The 18,164-nt window shown below is 67.2% G+C and carries 16 protein-coding genes and 4 tRNA genes; 7 read left to right on the plus strand and 13 right to left on the minus strand.

Translation table 11 applies throughout. The annotated features are described in order from the left end of the window. The first annotated feature begins 340 nt into the window (after window positions 1-340). Window positions 341-1,210, plus strand: a complete 870-nt coding sequence (locus GTH22_RS05970; RefSeq protein ID WP_252943894.1) for an alpha/beta fold hydrolase — start codon at window positions 341-343, stop codon at window positions 1,208-1,210. 188 nt (window positions 1,211-1,398) lie between these two features. On the opposite strand, the gene GTH22_RS05975 is transcribed toward GTH22_RS05970, so the two are convergent. The 5 genes from GTH22_RS05975 to GTH22_RS05995 all read right to left on the minus strand — a co-directional run bounded on the left by GTH22_RS05975 (window position 1,399) and on the right by GTH22_RS05995 (window position 3,698). Then, window positions 1,399-1,475 (minus strand) — tRNA-Asp (locus tag GTH22_RS05975). A gap of 28 nt (window positions 1,476-1,503) precedes the next feature. Then, window positions 1,504-1,580 (minus strand) — tRNA-Asp (locus tag GTH22_RS05980). Window positions 1,581-1,644: 64 nt separating this feature from the next. After that, window positions 1,645-2,490 carry a hypothetical protein gene (locus GTH22_RS05985; RefSeq protein ID WP_252943896.1) on the minus strand — a complete coding sequence of 282 codons (846 nt, stop codon included), beginning with the start codon at window positions 2,488-2,490 and terminating at the stop codon, window positions 1,645-1,647. Window positions 2,491-2,899: 409 nt separating this feature from the next. Further along, window positions 2,900-2,975: transfer RNA gene (locus GTH22_RS05990), tRNA-Val, on the minus strand. Window positions 2,976-3,023: 48 nt separating this feature from the next. Continuing rightward, window positions 3,024-3,698, minus strand: a complete 675-nt coding sequence (locus GTH22_RS05995; RefSeq protein ID WP_252943898.1) for a GntR family transcriptional regulator — start codon at window positions 3,696-3,698, stop codon at window positions 3,024-3,026. Window positions 3,699-3,760: 62 nt separating this feature from the next. Here GTH22_RS05995 and GTH22_RS06000 point away from each other — a divergent pair, with 62 nt between their 5' ends. Both GTH22_RS06000 and GTH22_RS06005 read left to right on the plus strand, forming a co-directional pair. After that, window positions 3,761-4,981: a hypothetical protein gene (locus tag GTH22_RS06000; protein WP_252943899.1), complete on the plus strand. Its 1,221-nt coding sequence runs from the start codon at window positions 3,761-3,763 to the stop codon at window positions 4,979-4,981. 4 nt (window positions 4,982-4,985) lie between these two features. Continuing rightward, the gene (locus GTH22_RS06005) at window positions 4,986-5,531 is read left to right on the plus strand and encodes a hypothetical protein (RefSeq protein WP_252943900.1); all 546 of its coding nucleotides are present in this window, start codon (window positions 4,986-4,988) and stop codon (window positions 5,529-5,531) included. A 280-nt stretch (window positions 5,532-5,811) separates the two neighbouring features. On the opposite strand, the gene GTH22_RS06010 is transcribed toward GTH22_RS06005, so the two are convergent. Then, a tRNA-Val gene (locus tag GTH22_RS06010) sits at window positions 5,812-5,886 on the minus strand. Window positions 5,887-5,898: 12 nt separating this feature from the next. Next, window positions 5,899-6,357: an HU family DNA-binding protein gene (locus GTH22_RS06015; RefSeq protein WP_252943901.1), complete on the minus strand. Its 459-nt coding sequence runs from the start codon at window positions 6,355-6,357 to the stop codon at window positions 5,899-5,901. Window positions 6,358-6,463: 106 nt separating this feature from the next. Here GTH22_RS06015 and GTH22_RS06020 point away from each other — a divergent pair, with 106 nt between their 5' ends. Continuing rightward, the gene (locus tag GTH22_RS06020; protein WP_252943902.1) at window positions 6,464-7,864 is read left to right on the plus strand and encodes an MFS transporter; all 1,401 of its coding nucleotides are present in this window, start codon (window positions 6,464-6,466) and stop codon (window positions 7,862-7,864) included. A 19-nt stretch (window positions 7,865-7,883) separates the two neighbouring features. Here the strand turns inward: GTH22_RS06020 and GTH22_RS06025 are convergent, their stop codons facing one another. From GTH22_RS06025 to GTH22_RS06045, 5 genes are all read right to left on the minus strand, one after another. Continuing rightward, complete coding sequence (locus GTH22_RS06025) at window positions 7,884-8,729, minus strand: DUF1206 domain-containing protein (RefSeq protein ID WP_252943903.1); 846 nt, start codon at window positions 8,727-8,729, stop codon at window positions 7,884-7,886. A 115-nt stretch (window positions 8,730-8,844) separates the two neighbouring features. Continuing rightward, entirely contained in the window at window positions 8,845-10,290 is a 1,446-nt protein-coding gene (locus GTH22_RS06030) for a TRAP transporter large permease (RefSeq protein WP_252943904.1), read from the minus strand. Further along, the gene (locus GTH22_RS06035) at window positions 10,290-11,000 is read right to left on the minus strand and encodes a TRAP transporter small permease (RefSeq protein ID WP_252943905.1); all 711 of its coding nucleotides are present in this window, start codon (window positions 10,998-11,000) and stop codon (window positions 10,290-10,292) included. Before GTH22_RS06035 ends, GTH22_RS06030 begins: the two co-directional genes overlap by 1 nt. A gap of 103 nt (window positions 11,001-11,103) precedes the next feature. Beyond that, window positions 11,104-12,105, minus strand: a complete 1,002-nt coding sequence (locus tag GTH22_RS06040; protein ID WP_305884657.1) for a DctP family TRAP transporter solute-binding subunit — start codon at window positions 12,103-12,105, stop codon at window positions 11,104-11,106. Between the two features lie 371 nt (window positions 12,106-12,476). After that, window positions 12,477-13,169, minus strand: coding sequence for a thioredoxin family protein (locus GTH22_RS06045; protein ID WP_252943907.1), 693 nt, complete (start codon window positions 13,167-13,169; stop codon window positions 12,477-12,479). Between the two features lie 243 nt (window positions 13,170-13,412). Between GTH22_RS06045 and acnA the strand changes: the two genes are divergently transcribed. From acnA to GTH22_RS06060, 3 genes are all read left to right on the plus strand, one after another. Further along, window positions 13,413-16,187 carry an aconitate hydratase AcnA gene (gene acnA, locus GTH22_RS06050; protein ID WP_252943909.1) on the plus strand — a complete coding sequence of 925 codons (2,775 nt, stop codon included), beginning with the start codon at window positions 13,413-13,415 and terminating at the stop codon, window positions 16,185-16,187. 89 nt (window positions 16,188-16,276) lie between these two features. After that, complete coding sequence (locus GTH22_RS06055; protein ID WP_252943911.1) at window positions 16,277-16,570, plus strand: hypothetical protein; 294 nt, start codon at window positions 16,277-16,279, stop codon at window positions 16,568-16,570. A gap of 157 nt (window positions 16,571-16,727) precedes the next feature. Beyond that, window positions 16,728-17,021: a hypothetical protein gene (locus tag GTH22_RS06060; RefSeq protein ID WP_252943913.1), complete on the plus strand. Its 294-nt coding sequence runs from the start codon at window positions 16,728-16,730 to the stop codon at window positions 17,019-17,021. A 583-nt stretch (window positions 17,022-17,604) separates the two neighbouring features. On the opposite strand, the gene GTH22_RS06065 is transcribed toward GTH22_RS06060, so the two are convergent. Continuing rightward, window positions 17,605-18,156 (minus strand): DsbE family thiol:disulfide interchange protein, encoded by a 552-nt coding sequence (locus GTH22_RS06065; protein WP_252943916.1) that lies wholly within the window; start codon window positions 18,154-18,156, stop codon window positions 17,605-17,607. Window positions 18,157-18,164 lie beyond the last annotated feature (8 nt).

Raw genomic sequence — 18,164 nt, forward strand, 5'->3', positions numbered from 1 at the left:
TCCGAGCCGGCCCTCATTCCACAAAGCCACCCGGCCGCGGGCCCGCATCCTGGCGGCGCTCACCAACGACTGATCCCACCCACCGTCATCCGCGAGCTCGCCCCGAGGACTTCCATCCACCAGCCCCACCGTCATCCTCGGACTCGCCCCGAGGACCGCCCTCCACCAGCCCCACCGCCATCCTCAGACTCGCCCCGAGGACCTCCCTCCACCAGCACCACCGTCATCCTCGGACTCGCCCCGAGGACCGCCCTCCACCAGCCCCACCGTCATCCTCGGGCTTGACCCGAGGACCTCCAACCGGCGAGATCATCGGGTCAAGCCAGAGGATGCCAGCATCATGACCCTGACCGCCCATTCAGCCCATATCGACGGCCTCACCATCGCCTACGAGGTCGGCGGCGCCCCCACCGGCCTGCCGCTCCTCTTCCTCCACGGCTTCCCGCAAACCCGCGCCATGTGGCACCCGATCGCCCCGGCCTTCGCCGCCTCCCACCCGATCGTGCTCGCAGACCTCCCCGGCTACGGCGACTCCGACAAACCGGAAAGCCTCAAACCCTACGCCTTCCGCGAAATGGCCCGCCGCCTCGCCGCCCTGATGTCCGACCTCGGCCACGAAACCTTCGCCGTGATCTCGCATGATCGAGGCGCCCGCGTGGCCCACCGCATGGCGCTCGACCACCCCGAGCGCCTCGCCGCCGTCACCCTGATGGACATCATCCCCACCCACACCCTGCTCACCGAGCTGCAACTCCCGGTCGCCAAGAGCTACTACCACTGGTTCTTCCTCGCCCAACCCGCCCCCTTCCCCGAATCCCTCATCGCGCCCGACCCGAACGCCTTTTACGAATCCTGCCTCCTCGGCTGGGGCAGCGCCAAAATCACCGACTTCCACGAAGCCCAACTCGCCGCCTACCGCAAAGCCTGGGCCAACCCCGACACCCGCCGCGCCATGTGCAACGACTACCGCACCGCCCTCACCCTCGACCTCGCAGACGACACCGCAGACCTCGGCGCAAAGATCCAATGCCCGGCACAAATCCTCTACGGCGCTTCAGGTGCCATGGCCCAGCTCTACGACGTCCCCGCGACCTGGGCCCCCAAAACCACGCAGCAAACCCACGCCGCCCTCCCCGGCGGCCACTTCTTCCCCGACACCGCCCCGGCCGAAACCACCGAAGCCGTCAAAACCTTCCTCGCAACCCTCTGAGCCCCCGCCACCCGCCATTAACCCTAACCCCGGTTAAGTTTAACGCGCCCGCAAAGCCCCGACCCTGCTCATTTTCTTGCTGCAAATATCTCCGGGGGTGTGGGGGCAGCGCCCCCACTCCGACAGCCCGATACAAACGCAAGGCCCCGCCGCAGCGAGACCAGACCAGCATTTGAGATGAAAAAAGGTGGCGCGGTTGACGGGGCTCGAACCCGCGACCTCCGGCGTGACAGGCCGGCACTCTAACCAGCTGAGCTACAACCGCGCATTTGGCCTGATCGGCAGATACAGCGTGGCGCGGTTGACGGGGCTCGAACCCGCGACCTCCGGCGTGACAGGCCGGCACTCTAACCAACTGAGCTACAACCGCGCAGCGCTGTAGGGGGCCTTCTATGCGGGCGAGAAAGTCTCGTCAAGCGGCCAATCGACAGCTTTCAGTATTTGATCGACTTGGTCTTTTCGAGGTCGGAAACCATCAGTTCCTCCACCTTCGCGAGCTTGTCGATGAGGTAGGTCAGGTTTCCGTCCGAAATGTCCTGCGTCGCGGTGGTCGTCACCTCCTGCCCGTTCACCCGGTTGGTCACCCGGGTCTCCAGCACCACCGGCTGCCGGCGGGTGTAGATCGCCTGCATCACCTCCCATGCCGGATCGCCCGAAAACCCCCAGATCGGATTGCCGGGCACCGATTCCGCCTCGCGCTGGAGCGGCCAGCTGCCCCCGGCCTCGGGCAGCTTCAGGTCCATCGCCATGCGCATCCGCCCGGCCTCCACATCGTCGCCCACCATGTCCCAGAGCGCGGCATTCACCACGCCGGAGGCCGGAAAGGCCATCACCCGGATGCCGGTGAACTGCAACGCCTCGTCAAAAAACCGCACCAGAAACAAGCCCTTGCCCGCCGCCATGTCGACCCGGCAGACGAATCCCCCGCCATCGCGGCGCGCGCAATCGGCCACCGGACGGGCTGCGCCCTCATCGCCGCTGAACTTCAGAAAATAGGTGATGCGCCCCTCGGTATAGGTCACATGCTCCTCGGTCTCGCCACCGCCGGGCAAAAACTCCGCCCAATATTGCTCCACCCGCCCCTCGGCCAGGCTGCGCAGGCATTCCACCCGGCCGCCAAAGGCCCCGGGCCAGGCCTCGATCCGGTGCACCCGTTCCGCCGCGGTGCCCTCCGGCAGATCGTCGAGGAACTTCGGTGCATCGCAGGGCGGGCTCTCCTGCGCCAGCCCGGCCCCGGCCCACAAAACCAACCCACAGGCCGCACCCATCCCACGCAACATCCTCAGCCCTCTCGAAAAATCCTTAATCTGTCGGCCAGAGGCTAAGCGACGCAGGGGCAAGCTGTCCAGCGGCTCACCGCGCGTCCGCAACACCCCCCCGCCCCGATGGCCGAGGCAATGCGCGTTGTGCACCGGTCGGCCCATCAGCACGACACCTGCCGTGCTGCTCGTCTCAACGGTAAGGGATGTTGGGTCGTGAGAGGCTCGAACTCCCGTCCAAGTGCACCGCGCAAGCGGTGTGCGTAGGTCGGCCCATCAGCATGAAATTAGCCATGCGGCACAGTACAACGATGCAGAATGGTGGGTCGTGACGGGCTCGAACCGCCGTCCAAGTGCACCGCGAAAGCGGTGTGCGTAGGTCGGGCACTCAGCATGGTAGGACCGCGCGGCACAGCACAACAATGCAGAATGGTGGGTCGTGAGAGGCTCGAACTCCCGACATCTTCGGTGTAAACGAAGCGCTCTACCAACTGAGCTAACGACCCGTCCGGCGGGATTTACCCCGGCTGCCCCTGCAAATGCAAGGCCCTGTTCTACAGCTCCGGGAAGGCCGCGCGGAACACCTCCAGCCCGTGCGCGATGTGCCCCGACAGAACCGCCTCCGCCGCCCCAGCATCCCGCGCGCGGCAGGCCGCCAGCAGCGCCCGGTGCTCGCGGTCCGAGCGCTCCCGCAGCCCCTCGGGCGCCGTCACCATGCAGAGGTAGCGATCGGCCGCGTTGAACAGCAGGTCCACCTGCGCCAGCAGCCGCTCGCGGCCCGAGGCGCGGTAGAGCCCCATGTGAAACGCCTGGTTGAGCTGGCCGAAGTTCACCGCGTCCACCCCTTCGATCCGGTCCTGAATCGCCTCCGCCGCATCTATCATCGCCTCGGTCAGATGCGGAATCGCCGCCCTGATCGCCACGCCCTCCAGCGCCACCCGCATCTCGTAGATGTCGGTCAGGTCGGCAAGGCTGATTCCCGCCACGCGGGCGCGCTTGTTGGCCTCGATGGTCACGAACCCCATCGCCTCCAGCGCACGGATCGCCTCGCGCACCGGCATCCGGCTGATCCCGAAGCGCGCCGCCAGCGCCTCCTGTCCCAGCGCCGCGCCCGGCGCGATCTGCCCGCGCACGATCTCGTCGCGCAGGGTGCTCACCACCCCGGCCACGGCGGCGGAGGCGTGGGTCACGGGCGCAAAGGCCTCTGCGGGGCGGGCTGGCGGGCTCATGACCTCCTTCTATCACGCAGCTTCGTTGACAGAACATCAAAACTGTATCCAAAATCAGAAGCATGGCGACATTACGCGCGATCCCCCTGCTCGTCTTCCTCCTCCTCGCCCTCCCGGCCCGGGCCGAAGAGCTCTGCTTCACCCCGCCCCACGACCGGCTCTGCGCCACCTACCCGGAAGACCAGCGCGACTTTTCCGCCCTCTTCGAATACCGCGTCATCGCCGGGGCCGCGCAGGACCCGTTCGATACCTTCTCATGGCAGGCCTTCACCGCCCTGAATTGGCCCGACACCACCCGCCCCGGCGCCGCCCCCGCCTCCTGGCGCGGCTTTGCCCGCAAACCGCAGGCACCCGGCCCCTGCGGCCCCCGCCCCCCCGGCACCGTGCTGGCAACCCCGCTGCAATCGGACGGCAACGCCCTGATCGACCGCCACGCCCGCTTCATCACCTATGAAACCCGCCTCAACCCGGTGGCCGCCGCCTATCTCGCCACGCTCCCGCCGGAGACGGAGACCGAGGTGAACTTCCCCCGCGGCGAAAGCACCGCCCGCCCCGCCTCCGTCCTGCTCAAGACCGCCTGGCGCATCCTGCCCGCCCCCGACCCGGCCTATATTACCGCCCCCGGCGCCATCGAGATCCCGGCCCACATGCGCCCCGATGGCGTGCCCGCCTGCGCCGAGGCCCGTCTCGGCCTTGTCGGCATGCACATCGTCACCAAGGTCGCCTCCGGCCATGGCGACCACTGGCTCTGGTCCACCTTCGAGCATGTCGCCCTCGCGCCCGAGGCCGAAAATGCGCGCGAAATCAATTCGCTCTACGCCAACCCGCTGTTCCCCGAGGGCTGCCGGGGGCCGGCCGAGGCCCCCGGCGACTGGCTGCTCTACAACCCCGCCACGCCGCATGCGCCCGCCAATGCCCCGCCCGCCTCCGCGCTCTGGCACGATGTGGCGCCCATGGCCCGCAGCGCCTCCGGCTCGGCCCTGCCGCCCACGCAGGTGCTGCGCTGCTGGGCCATCTTCGGCCCCACCCGCGCCACCAACGCCCGCTGGCAGGCCCGCCACGCCGGCACGCCGCTGGCCCGCTACCAGCTGATCTCCACCCAATGGCGCGGCGCCAACCCCGACCCGATCTTCCCCGAGGGCGAACTGCCCCGCTACCTCTCCAACCTCACGCTTGAAACCTACGTCCAGACCGCCCCGAACGGCTCCTGCCTCTCCTGCCACGCCGCGGCCACCACCCGCGCCGGAGCGCCCTCCGATTTCACCTTCCTGCTTCAGGACTAGCCCCATGCGCCTCCGCCCTGCCCTCCCCCTCCCCCTCCTCCTCGCCCTGCTCGCCGCAGCCACCCCCGCCGCCGCCGCCCCCTGTACCGCCAGCTTCACCGTCCGCACCGGCGCGCCCCACGGCACCCTGCCGCCCGACACGCCCCTCACCGGCACCCTCAGCTACACCCCCGGCGAAGGCACACCTATGGGCGCCGAAACCGTCTCCTACCCGGCCACCGGCACCCTCACCGTCACCGCGCCCGACGGCACCGAGGCCCACGGCACCCTGCGCGCCATCCACGTCACCCGCACACCCCACTTCGTCGATTACATCAGCTTCGACACCAAATCCGTCGCCGGCACCCTCGGCGGCGTAACGGCCTACAAGGACCCAATGCTGCTGACCCTCTACGCAAAGGGCGGCGCCCTCACCACCTTCACCCTCCCCGCCACCACCGCCCAGTGGAACACCCTCAACACCCGCCGCACCTTCCAGCTCCACGGCCCCCAAACCTTCCTGTCACTCCCCGGCCGGGTGACGGGTTTCGAGGGCAACTGCGCGGGGTAGACCGAAGTTCGTAACGAGTAAGGCCCCGACGCATCCCGCGCGGGGCCTCTGTTTTCCGGCCCACGGCAGCCGCGTCATCCGAGTGGTGGCGGAATGTGCATCTCCCGCACCAGTCAGGCCCTCAACCCGCTAGACGGGGCGTGCTCTGACCATGACGCTGGAAAAGTGGTGGGTGACAAGAGATCTGGCCTCCTGACCCAGTGGCCCGCGCCAGCGGGCTGCGTCGGTCAGGCCCTCAACCCGTCAAACGGGGAGAGCTCTGACCTGATCGCAAGAAAAATGGTGGGTGATAAGAGATTTGAACTCCTGACATCTTCGATGTGAACGAAGCGCTCTACCACTGAGCTAATCACCCGTGGGGGGCGATTTAGCCGTTGTCGTCGTCCTCTGCAAGAGGCTTCACCGCAGTTTTTCGGCGCAGCTTCAGCATCACCATCTCACCGTTGGAGATCTCCTTGCGCTTGTGGATCATCAGCTTGCCCAGTTCGGGAAACTGCATGTCCGCGCCCTCGGAGATGATCTTGTCGATCTCGCCCAGCATCGCCTCGACGATCGGCTTCACGTCCTTGCGCTTCATGCCGGTGGCCGTCATCACCCGGTCGATCAGCTCGACCTTCTTCACCATCCGCTCCGTCATAACCGGCTCGGCGGGGGTGACAACGGTGATCTCGGGCGCGGGCGCGGGTTCCACCAGCTTGACGGGCGGGGCCTTGGCGGCGGTCTTGGCCGCGCCGCCCGCCTTGCCCGCTCCGCCGCCGGTGCCGCGCGGTTTCGCGGGGGCGCCGGGGCGCTTCGTCGTTCCGGTGGTCTTGCGTGGTCCGGCCATCTTGCCTCTCCAATGGGGGTCGCTTTCGGGCGCAGCCTAACATCCTGCGCCAAGCACGCAATCGCGCTCTTGACCTCAACCATGGTTGAGGCCCCAGCTTGCCCGGATGACAGAGCAAACCACCCTCCTCTCCCCCGGCACCCGCGGCCCGGTCCTGGCGATCTCGGCCGGCATCGGGATGCATGCCTTCAACGATCTCGCCATCACCGCCTCGATCCCGGTGGCGATGGACTCCTTCGGCGCCCTGCCGATGCTGCCGCTGGTCTATGCGCTCTTCTTCATCGGCGTGGTGGCGGGCGGGGTGACCTCCGCCGAGATCCGCGCGCGCCTCGGGGCCCGGGCCACGGCGCTCGGGGCGGCCACCTGCTTTCTGACCGGCACGCTGCTGACGGCCACGGCCCAGAGCGGACTGGCCTTCGCGCTCGGGCGGGCGCTTCAGGGCCTGTCCGACGGGGTGATCGCCGCGCTCTGCTATGCGCTGATCCCCCAGCTCTTTGCCGCCACCATCGTGGCGCGGGTCTTCGCGGTGGAGGCCACGGTCTGGGCCATCGCCGCCGCGCTCGGCCCGCTCGCGGGGGGCTATGCCACCGAACATGCAGGCTGGCCCTTCGCCATGCTGACCGGGCTGCCGCTGGCGGCGATCTTCCTCGTCACCGCCGCGCTCATCCTGCCGCCGCGCGGGGCCGACAGCTTCGTCATCAAGCGGCGCACGCCGCTGCGCCCGGTGATGCTCTGCCTCGCCGGGGCCGGGGTGCTCGCCCTGCCCTCCGCCCTGCCCGGCACGCCGCTCGCCGTGCTCGGCCTGCCCGCGGGCCTCGCCCTCATCGCCCTCGCGCTCTGGGTCGACCGCGCCCGCGCCGCCGGGCCAAGGTTCTTTCCCTCCCAGGCCTTCACCCTCTCGCCGATGGGCGCGGGCACATGGCTGATCTTCCTGATGCCGGTGGCCCAGAGCGTGTCGTCGATCTTCACCGCGCTCTGCACCCGGGCCATCTTCGGCCTCTCGCCCATCCTGACCGGCTGGGTGGTGGTGACGATGGCGCTCAACTGGAGCCTCTGGGCCATGGTCGCAGGCCGCCTGCCCGAAACCCGCCGCCGCGCCGCGCTGCGCTTTGCCCCGGCGCTGCAAGTGGCGGGCGCGGCCTGCGTCGGCACGGGTTTTGCCAGCGCCACACTTCCGCTGGTGCTGCTCGGCCAGTCGCTCTCGGGCGCCGCCTTCGGCCTGTCCTGGGGGCCCGCAAACCAGCTCATCATGGAGGCCGCCCCCGAGGCCGAGCGCCCGCGCACCGCCTCCTTCATGCCCACGGTGCAGACCATGGGCTTTGCCACCGGCGCCGGGCTGTTCGGCTGGATCGCGGCGCTCACCGGCCTGCTGCCCGCGCTCGAGGCAGGCCGCGCCGCCGCGCCGCTTATCGCGCTCTGGGGCGTGGCAATGCTCGCCGCCGCCCTCGCGCTGCTGGCCGCGCGCCGCCTCTACCGGCAAGACACTCCGCAGCCCGCCGCCGCCTGAGGCCGCCCCTGCCCGGCGGCTAGAGCGCGCCCTGTGCGGCCAGCTTGGCCCGCCGCGCAAGGGTCATCACATCGGGGCCATCACAGCGCGGGATCACCCGGTAAAGCCCCTCCACCGCGTTCTCCACCGCAAAGGCCATCAGCCCCACCGCCGTCACCCCCAGCAGGATCCAGCCATAGGGCGCGGCGCGGATCTTCCCCAGCGCCTCGCCCACGCCGCCCGCCGCCTGCGCATCGGCGGTGACGGCGGCATAGCAGATCAGAACCCCGATCACGCCAATCACCACGCCCTGCGCGATGCAGCCGAACTTCAGCACCGGGTCGAGCCTCTGCGTGGTCGAGGTGACCCGGATGTGCGCCTTGTATTTCTCCGAAATCCCCTTGTAAGCGTAGTAGATCCCGGCCCCGATCGTCCCCAGCCCGACAAGGCCCACCAGCCAGGGGCCAAAGGGCATCGCCATCAGCTTCGCCGTCATGGTCTGGGTGCCGCCGCTTCCCCCATCGGCCCCGCGCAGCGCAACCCCGGCCACCGCAACGCCAATCGCGCCGTGGATCACGCCCGTCACCACCAGCCCGGCACGCGCGACCACGCCCTTGGCCCCGTGGCCATAGGCCTCAAGGTCCAGCGCCGCATCCACCAACCGCCAGACGAGGTAGGCGATCAGCCCCGCCGCGATCAGCCAGAGCAGCGGCGTGCCCCACCAATGGGCCTGAAGCTCGGCCAGGGCATCGGTCGTGCCCTCCGCCTCGCCGCCCCGGATGGCGGCGACCAGCGCAAGCCCTCCGACCACGGCATAGACGACGGCGCGCGACAGGTAGCCCGCCCGCATCACCGGCACGACCCAATCGGGGGCATAATCTGACATCCGGAAGTCCTCCTGTTCTAGGAGGACGCGCCCCGCGCCCCTTGGTTCCCCGCCCGGCGCAAATGAAAAAGGGGCCACCCGCGCGGGCAGCCCCTCATTTCTCGTCTCGATGGCCCTACTGGCGCGCTTCGCAATAGGCGCGCTCGAGGCTGTCGGAGGGCATCGGGTCACATCTGATCTGCGGCCCGAGCGACGAGCTGTTGGGCAGCGCCGTCGAGATCGCCGGGATGTAGGTCACCATGATCAGGAAGATGAAGAGCACGCCGAGGAAGGGCGCGGCCGCCTTCACCACCCGCATCATCGGCATCCCCGCCACGCCCGAGGTGACGAAGAGGTTCAGCCCCACCGGCGGCGTGATCATCCCGATTTCCATGTTCACCACCATGATGATGCCAAGGTGGATCGGGTCGATCCCCAGCTCCAGCGCGATCGGAAACACCAGCGGCGCCACGATCACGATCAGGCCCGAGGGCTCCATGAACTGCCCGCCGATCAGCAGGATGATGTTCACGATCACGAGGAACATGATCGGCCCGAAGCCCGCACTCAGCATCGCCCCCGCAATCTGCTGCGGAATCTGCTCGTCGGTCAGCACGTGCTTCAGGATCAGCGCGTTGGCGATGATGAACATCAGCGTGATCGTCAGCTTGCCCGCGTCGAACAGCGTTGCCCGGGTGTCGCGGTGCCAGAAGGCCGTCGCCAGCGCCCAGGGCTTCTTCAGCAGGCTCGACTTGGCCACCCCCTCGCGCTCCGCCAGCGGCCCCATGTCGCGATAGACCCAGACCGCCACGATGAAGGCATAGACAGAGGCCACGGCGGCCGCTTCCGTCGGGGTGAAGATCGCCGGGGTGATGCCCGGAATGCCATAGATCCCGACCATGATGATGACGATCAGCATCAGGCCCCAGAAGGCCTCGCCGAAGCTGCGGGCAATCTCGCCCCAGCCCCGCCACTGCCCGGCGGGCATCCCCTTCAGCACGGCCATGATGTAGATCGTGACCATCAGCATCGTGCCCGCCAGCAGCCCCGGGATCACCCCGGCCAGAAACATCCGGCCGACCGACACATCGGTGGCGGAGGCATAGACCACCATCACGATCGACGGCGGGATCAGAATGCCCAGCGTGCCGGCGTTGCAGATAACGCCGGCGGCGAATTCCTTGGTGTAGCCGGCCTGCTTCATCGCGGCGATCACGATCGTGCCGATGGCGACAACCGTCGCGGGCGACGAGCCCGAGAGGGCGGCAAAGAGCATGCAGGCAAAGACCCCCGCGATGGCGAGCCCGCCCCGCAGATGGCCCACGCAGGCAATCGAGAACCGGATGATCCGCTTGGCCACCCCGCCCGTGCTCATGAAGCTGGAGGCAAGGATGAAGAAGGGGATCGCCAGCAGCGTGTAATGCCCCGCCATCGCCTGATAGAGGCTCTGGGCCACGCTCGCCAGCGAGGTGTCGGAGTGGATGAGCAGAAAGACCATCGAGCTGAGGCCGAGCGACACCGCGATCGGCACGCCGATCATCAGCAGCCCGATGACCATGACGAAGAGAAAGACCACGTCCATTATTTCTGCTCCTCGCCATGGGTGGCGGCCACGGCGGCCACCTCTTCTTCGGCCTCATGGCTCACGATCAGGCTGTCCTGCTTGCCCTGCACGATCCGCACCGTCGCCTGCACCATCCGGTAGAGCATCATCGCCACCGCCACCGGCAGCATGGCATAGGGGATGAAGCGCGGCAGCTTCTCCCAATGCTCCCACTGATCCTCCGGAAAGCCCTTGTTCAGCGTGATCGCCTCCAGCCAGCGCAGCCATTCGAGCATCGGCACCTGGTCGGTCATGTAGAAACTGTTGTTGCGCGCCCCGGTATCAAAGCCCGTCGGCAGCACCCGCCCCTCGGTGGGTGGCAGCCCGGCGAAGGGGGCAAAGTAGTCCCACGCGCCCTTCATCAGCAGCAGCCCGTAGATCAGGCAGGCCGCCGCCGAGAGCAGCGCCATGATCCGCTGGCCCCGCCGCGGGAGCATGTTGGTCAGCGCGTCCACCCCGAGATGGGCGGTGATCTTGAAGGCAAAGGCGATCCCGAAGAGCACCAGCCACGCAAACAGGATCAGCACCACCTCCTGGCCCCAGATGAGCGAGGAGTTGAACACGTAGCGCAGCACCACATTTGCAAAGGTGACCAGGGTCATAAGCCCCAGCAGCAATGCGATGAAGCCTTCTTCGAATGAGTTGATAATGCGGCCCAGCTTCGAGCCTTCTCCGGCATAGGATGACATGTCCCAGCCTCCCCCGATGTCCCCAGAACAAGCGCCGCAATCCCTTGCAGCACGGCCCCGCGCAGAGAGCGCGAGGCCGAAATCTTCAGGTTGAACCCGCGCCTCAGAAGGAGGCGTTGATCTCCTGCGCGGCAGCGATGTTGTCGGCGCCAACGTCGCCTTCAAACTGCTCCCACACCGGCTTCATCGCATCGACCCAGGCCTGACGCTGCTCGGCGTCCAGCTCGCGGATCTCGCCCCCGGCGTCGAGCACGGCCTGACGGGCCTCAAGGTCAACCTCGCCCACGGCGGCGTTCCGCTCGGCGGTCACTTCGGCCATGATGGTCAGAAGCTGGTCGCGCACGTCGGCATCGAGGCTGTCGAGCCAGTCGACCGAGGCCACCACGAGGTAGTCGAGCACGCCGTGGTTGGTTTCGGTGGTGCCGTCCTGAACCTCAAAGAACTTCTGGCCATAGATGTTCGACCAGGTGTTCTCCTGCCCGTCCACAACGCCCTGCTGCAGCGCACCGTAGACTTCCGAGAAGGCCATCGGCTGCGGGCTGGCGTTCAGCGCTTCCATCTGGGCAACCAGCACGTCGGAGGGCTGCACGCGGAACTTGAGGCCGGCGGCATCCTCGGGCTTCAGCAGCGGCTTGTTGGCCGAGAACTGCTTCATGCCGTTGTGCCAGAACTCGAGGCCCTGAAGGCCACGACGCTGCATCGAGTCCTTCATCGCCTGGCCGGTTTCGGAGCTTTGGAAGGCGTCAACCGCGTCGATGTTCTTGAACATGAACGGCAGGTCGAAGATGCGGAACTGCTTGGTGAAGGTCTCGAACTTCGAGAGCGAGGGCGCGGCAAGCTGCACGTCGCCCTGCAGCATGGCTTCCAGAACCTGGTCGTCGTTGTAGAGCGTGGAATTCGGGTAAACCTCGACGCAGGCCTTGCCGTTCATTTCCTCGTTCACCCGCTCCATGAGCAGGCTGGCAGCAATGCCCTTGGGGTGACGGTCGGTGTTGGTCACGTGGCTGAACTTGATGACGATCTCGCCATCGTCACAGGCCGCAAAACCGGCACCGGCAGACATGACCAGCGCCACGGCTGTGGCGGAAAGGGTCGCAAATTTCATGTGGATGTCCTCCCAGACATGTTGGTTCGCAGGGCGCCTCCCAGCGCCTCAGCGGACAGAACCCTATGCCCCGGCAAGCTGCAAGTGAATTGGCAAAGCGCCCCTCCGCCGGGGGTCAACCCCTTGATATCAGGCGATTTCCCTGCACACGGCAGGCATGGCCGCCCCCCGACCCGTCCCCTTTCCCACACACATGCACCACGGGACTGTGCGGTTTTCCGCACAGCTCTCAGGACGTTTTCTGCTCAGATGAGTCCGTTTGCGCCGGTTCAGGCCCCGGCCCGCCTTCAGGTTCGGGCCTTCCGCACGGCCCGGTCACGCCGTTCCGGCCCCGAAATGCCGCCCTGCAAAACCGCGCCCACGCGCCGCTCTCAGTCGACCCGCGCCGCCGCCACGATCGCGCCCGGCCCGGCCTTCTGCACGATCACCACCGCCGGCGCCTCGCCGGGGGCTTCCACCCGCATGTCCAGCGCCGCGCTGCCATCCCATTCGGCCAGAACCTGCCAGTCGCGCACGATATTGGCATAGCTCATCGTCAGCCCGGCATTCTCGCCGCGCTTGATCGCCACCGACTCCTCGGGAAGATAGCGCACCAGCTGCACCAGCAACGCGCCCTGTGCGGGCTGCGGCGGGGTGCCTTCGATCTCGACCATGGAGCCGTCGCGATGGGCGGTGAGCGTCATCACCGCGGGCCGCGCCTTGTGGGTGCCCAGCAGGTCCAGCACGTCCATCGGCCGTGCCCCCACCACGTGATCGACCCCGCCAATCACCATCTGCGGCGTATAGATCGTGCGGGCCCCGGCTTCGCGCGCATAGGCCTTCTGCCGCTTGGTGTGCTCGGGCTTGGCAAAGGCATCCTTCCAGCCGATGTAGTCCCAGTAGTCCACATGCAGCGCCAGCGCGATCACGCCCGGTTTCTTTGCAAGTTTGGCCAAAATTTCATCAGCGGGCGGGCAGCTCGAACAGCCCTGGCTGGTGTAGAGTTCCACCACCACGGGGCCTTCCGCTGCCGCGGGGGCAACCGTCGCTGCGCAAACCGCCATGGCCCCGAAGAGCTTTTTCATGCCTGATTTCAAGGCCATATTAACCTGCCAATGTCATCCCTTGTATCCGGTTTAGCCCCATCCGCAGGCACATGCCAATCAACGAAACGCGAGAGATGTGACAAATCCCCTGTGCCTCTTGCATCTGCATTGTGTGCAATGGTATACAAAAACCAACCCGGCCCACCCAATCCTCCTTGCGCCCCCGCGCTCTATAGGTCTATGGGAAGCCAAGTGCAGCCACCCAAGCCAAGGGAGCCCCCCATGCCAATCACCGTCGGCCACGATACTTCCAAAACCCGCAAGACCCTCACCGTCGGCAGCCAGTCGATCGACTACTATTCGATCCCCGCCGCCGAAGCCGCGGGCCTGGGTGACTTCTCCAAGCTGCCCGCCGCGCTGAAGGTGGTGCTCGAGAACATGCTCCGCTTTGAAGACGGTAAGACCGTCTCGGTGGACGACATCAAGGCCTTCGCCGAATGGGCGACCAAGGGCGGCAAGAACCCCCGCGAAATCGCCTACCGCCCCGCCCGCGTGCTGATGCAGGATTTCACCGGCGTTCCGGCGGTGGTCGACCTCGCCGCCATGCGTGACGGCATCGTGGCCCTCGGCGGCGACCCCGAAAAGATCAACCCGCTCAACCCCGTCGACCTCGTGATCGACCACTCGGTGATGATCGACGAGTTCGGCAACCCCCGCGCCTTCCAGATGAACGTGGACCGTGAATACGAGCGCAACATGGAGCGCTACGTCTTCCTCAAGTGGGGCCAGAACGCCTTCAACAACTTCCGCGTGGTTCCGCCCGGCACCGGCATCTGCCACCAGGTGAACCTCGAGTACCTTGCCCAGACCGTCTGGACCGACAAGGACCAGGACGGCGTCGAAGTCGCCTACCCCGACACGCTGGTGGGCACCGACAGCCACACCACCATGGTCAACGGCGCCGCCGTGCTCGGCTGGGGCGTGGGCGGCATCGAGGCCGAGGCCGCGATGCTCGGCCAGCCGATCTCCATGCTGATCCCCGAAGTCGTCGGCTTCGAGCTGACCGGCAAGATGATGGAAGGCACCACCGGCACCGACCTCGTGCTGAAAGTGGTCGAGATGCTGCGCGAAAAGGGCGTGGTCTCCAAGTTCGTCGAATTCTACGGCTCCGGCCTCGACAGCCTGCCGCTGGCCGACCGCGCCACCATCGCCAACATGGCCCCCGAATACGGCGCCACCTGCGGCTTCTTCCCGATTGATGGCGAGACCCTGCGCTACCTGCGCAACACCGGCCGCGACGAAGAGCGCGTGCAGCTGGTCGAAGCCTACGCCAAGGAAAACGGCTTCTGGCGCGGCGCCGACTACGCCCCCGTCTACACCGACACCCTCACCCTCGACATGGGCACCATCGTGCCCGCCATCTCCGGCCCCAAGCGCCCGCAGGACTACATCGCCCTGACCAGCGCCAGCACCGAGTTCGGCAAGTTCATCGAGGGCCTGCGCGGCAACAAGGACGCCGGCCCCAAGGCCGAAGGCCGCTGGGAAGCCGAGGGCGGCGCCCCCGAGCCGCGCGACATCCCCGGCGACACCGGCCATCACAACAAGGGCTGGTACAAGGCCGAGGAAGCCGCGCACCAGCTCCATGACGGCTCCATCGTGATCGCCTCGATCACGTCCTGCACCAACACCTCCAACCCCTACGTGATGATCGGCGCAGGGCTGGTGGCACGGAAGGCACGCGAAAAGGGCCTCACCCGCAAGCCCTGGGTCAAAACCTCCCTCGCGCCCGGCTCGCAGGTCGTGTCCGCCTATCTCGAAGCCGCAAACCTGCAAGAGGATCTCGACGCCATCGGCTTCAACCTCGTCGGCTACGGCTGCACCACCTGCATCGGCAACTCCGGCCCGCTCGAAGAGCCGATTTCCAAGGCGATCAACGACTACGACCTCGTCGCCACCTCGGTGCTCTCCGGCAACCGCAACTTCGAGGGCCGCATCTCGCCCGACGTCCGTGCCAACTATCTCGCCTCCCCGCCCCTCGTGGTGGCCTACGCGCTGGTCGGTGACATGAACATCGACATCACCTCCGAGCCCCTCGGCCAGGACAAGGACGGCAACGACGTCTACCTCAAGGACATCTGGCCGACCCAGAAGGAAATCGCCGACCTGGTCGAAAGCACCGTCACCCGCGAGGCCTTCCAGTCCAAGTACGCCGACGTCTTCAAGGGCGACGAGAAATGGCAGGGCGTGAAGGTGACCGACAGCCAGACCTACGACTGGCCCGCCACCTCCACCTACGTCCAGAACCCGCCCTACTTCCAGGGCATCACCATGGACACCCACGCCATCACCGACATCGAAGGCGCCTCCGTCCTCGCCCTGCTCGGCGACATGGTCACAACCGACCACATCTCCCCCGCAGGCTCCTTCAAGGACACCACCCCGGCCGGCAAATACCTGATCGAGCGTCAGGTTCCGGTGCGCGAGTTCAACTCCTACGGCTCGCGTCGCGGCAACCACGAGGTCATGATGCGCGGCACCTTCGCCAACATCCGCATCAAGAACGAAATGCTCGATGGCGTCGAAGGCGGCTACACCAACGGCCCCGATGGCGCGCAGACCTCGATCTACGATGCCGCCATGGCCTACCAGGAGGCCGGCACCCCGCTGGTGATCTTCGGCGGCGAACAGTACGGCGCCGGCTCCTCGCGGGACTGGGCCGCCAAGGGCACCGCGCTTCTGGGCGTCAAGGCGGTCATCGCCGAGAGCTTCGAGCGCATCCACCGCTCCAACCTCGTCGGCATGGGCGTCATCCCCTTCGAGTTCACCGGCGGCGACACCCGCAAGACGCTGGGCCTCACCGGCGAGGAAACCGTCTCGATCAAGGGCCTCGTCGGCGTCAAGCCGCTTCAGGAGGTCCCCGCCGAGATCACCATGGCCGACGGCAGCGTGAAGGAAATCACCCTGAAGTGCCGCATCGATACCGCGGTGGAGATCGACTACATCGAGAACGGCGGCGTGCTGCACTACGTGCTGCGCAACCTCGCCAAGGCCGCCTGACCGCGGTCACTTTTTGCAAGAACCAGAAAACGCGGGTCCCTCCGGGCCCGCGTTTTTCTTTCCCGCAGCATCACCGAGATGGGCATGGGATGAAGATCGGCACCCCAGACTTCGACGCCGAGATCGACCGGATCGAAAGCGCGCTGGCCAAGGCCGGGCCGGACACCGCCCAGCTGACCCTTTCCACCTGCCTCGGCGCCGAAAAGAGCTGCGGCTGGACAGGCTGGCTGCTCGAGGCCGCCTTCGACAGCCGGCGCAAAAGCGCCCTCTTCCCGACCACGGGCCGCCCCGTGCCCGCGATCACCTCCCAGACCTGCCCGAACTGCCACTCGCAGGTGTTCCGCACCGGCGTGACCCGGCGGTTCTCCCTGAACCCAAACTAGGCCACCCGCCGTCAAACCCGCGTAGGGCGGGACTTGTCCCGCCGCCCCGGCGGCCCATCCCGGCGCGCCTCCGCCCGTCTCCACATCACCACCAGCCCAACCTCCCCCTCCCGGCCCCGCGCTGCTATCATCGCCCCGACACCAGCGAGGAGCAGCCATGAGCGACGAGAAGATCGAGGTCGAAAACGTCAACACGCCGGGCAAGACCACCCGGGTCAACCGCGCCAAGTATGAGGCCATGCGCAAGGCCCTGCTCGCCGTCCTGCCCGCCGAACCGCCGGGAATGAAGGTGCCCGAAGCCAAGGCCGCCCTCCTCCCCGCCCTGCCCGAAGATCTCTTCCCGGGCGGCGACACCGCCGGCTGGTGGCTCAAATGCGTGCAACTCGATCTCGAGGCCAAGGGCACCATCGCCCGCGCCCCCAAATCCCCCGTCCGCCTCTTCAAAAGCTGACCCCCGAACAAAAAAAGACCCTGGCCACGGGGAGGAATGCCAGGGTCTTCTCTCTTGTATCGGGCGAGTGAGGCCCGCGGGGACCGGGCACGGGGGGCGGCCCGGATCTTCTCGATCAAATATATCGACGGTCAAAAAGCCTTGCTTACTTTCAAATCCGCGGCACCACGCTCGGCCCGCACCAACATCCTTGCCCCATCCCCCCGCCCCAAACCACGCCCCGCCCGACGCTTTCACCTGAGATTCACGCCCAATTAACGCAAGGGCACCCCGGCCCCACGTTTCGTCCGAAGAACCTCACCCCCATCCCCAACCGCAGCCACCGAAGACCACAGCCCCCAGAACGCCCCACCGCCTACATCCCCTCCCCAAGGCCACCGCCAAAGCGCCCCCCAGCTCCATTTTCCTGCCGAAAATACTCAATCCTGCCCCCCCCACACGCCTCCGCCAAAGGCCAACAGCCCCCAGGCACCGCGAGACCACCACAGCCCAACGCCGCCGCCAAAGCGCGCCCAATCCCATTTCCTTGCTGAAAACACCCATCCCCGCAGGCCACCGCAGGGACCGGCCCGCCGCCTCGCGGCTACTCCCCGAGCGACACCGAGATCCCCGCCGCCTCCAGCGCGGGCCCGAGGTCGCGGGCAAAGCTGCGCGCCGTCACCGGCCCCGCCACCCGCAGAAGGATCTTGCCCTCGCCGTCGATCAGGTAGGTTTCCGGCACCCCGTAGACGCCCCAGCCAAAGCCGTTGCGCCCCTGCGTGTCGGCCCCGATCGCCGCATAGGGGTTGCCCAGCTCGGCAAGGAAATCCGCCGCCTTCTCCGGGTCGTCCTTGTAGTTGATCCCGTAAACCGGCACCCCGGCCTGCGCCAGCGCCACGAGGTTGGGGTGTTCCACCCGGCAGGGCGCGCACCAGCTCGCCCAGAAGTTCACCAGCTTCAGCCCCTCACCGTCCAGCATCTCCCGCGTCAGCTCCGGCTCCGCGCCGAGGGCCGCCAGCTCCAGCCCCGGGGCCGGGCGCCCGATGAAGGTCGAGGGCAGCGCCTCCACCGCATCCGGGTCGGCCTTGTTGGCCATCAGCTTGGGCAGAAAGACCGCGCCGAGCAGGAGCGCGATCACCGCGAAAGGCACAAACATCAGCGGCC

The sequence above is a fragment of the Oceanicola sp. 502str15 genome, assembly GCF_024105635.1.
Taxonomy (GTDB): domain Bacteria; phylum Pseudomonadota; class Alphaproteobacteria; order Rhodobacterales; family Rhodobacteraceae; genus Vannielia.

Coding starts and splice junctions, on each gene's coding strand:
- GTH22_RS05970 (WP_252943894.1), top strand. CDS start 341: ATGACCCTGACCGCCCATTCAGCCCATATCGACGGCCTCACCATCGCC.
- GTH22_RS05985 (WP_252943896.1), bottom strand. CDS start 2,490: ATGTTGCGTGGGATGGGTGCGGCCTGTGGGTTGGTTTTGTGGGCCGGG.
- GTH22_RS05995 (WP_252943898.1), bottom strand. CDS start 3,698: ATGAGCCCGCCAGCCCGCCCCGCAGAGGCCTTTGCGCCCGTGACCCAC.
- GTH22_RS06000 (WP_252943899.1), top strand. CDS start 3,761: ATGGCGACATTACGCGCGATCCCCCTGCTCGTCTTCCTCCTCCTCGCC.
- GTH22_RS06005 (WP_252943900.1), top strand. CDS start 4,986: ATGCGCCTCCGCCCTGCCCTCCCCCTCCCCCTCCTCCTCGCCCTGCTC.
- GTH22_RS06015 (WP_252943901.1), bottom strand. CDS start 6,357: ATGGCCGGACCACGCAAGACCACCGGAACGACGAAGCGCCCCGGCGCC.
- GTH22_RS06020 (WP_252943902.1), top strand. CDS start 6,464: ATGACAGAGCAAACCACCCTCCTCTCCCCCGGCACCCGCGGCCCGGTC.
- GTH22_RS06025 (WP_252943903.1), bottom strand. CDS start 8,729: ATGTCAGATTATGCCCCCGATTGGGTCGTGCCGGTGATGCGGGCGGGC.
- GTH22_RS06030 (WP_252943904.1), bottom strand. CDS start 10,290: ATGGACGTGGTCTTTCTCTTCGTCATGGTCATCGGGCTGCTGATGATC.
- GTH22_RS06035 (WP_252943905.1), bottom strand. CDS start 11,000: ATGTCATCCTATGCCGGAGAAGGCTCGAAGCTGGGCCGCATTATCAAC.
- GTH22_RS06040 (WP_305884657.1), bottom strand. CDS start 12,105: ATGAAATTTGCGACCCTTTCCGCCACAGCCGTGGCGCTGGTCATGTCT.
- GTH22_RS06045 (WP_252943907.1), bottom strand. CDS start 13,169: ATGAAAAAGCTCTTCGGGGCCATGGCGGTTTGCGCAGCGACGGTTGCC.
- acnA (WP_252943909.1), top strand. CDS start 13,413: ATGCCAATCACCGTCGGCCACGATACTTCCAAAACCCGCAAGACCCTC.
- GTH22_RS06055 (WP_252943911.1), top strand. CDS start 16,277: ATGAAGATCGGCACCCCAGACTTCGACGCCGAGATCGACCGGATCGAA.
- GTH22_RS06060 (WP_252943913.1), top strand. CDS start 16,728: ATGAGCGACGAGAAGATCGAGGTCGAAAACGTCAACACGCCGGGCAAG.
- GTH22_RS06065 (WP_252943916.1), bottom strand. CDS start 18,156: ATGTTTGTGCCTTTCGCGGTGATCGCGCTCCTGCTCGGCGCGGTCTTT.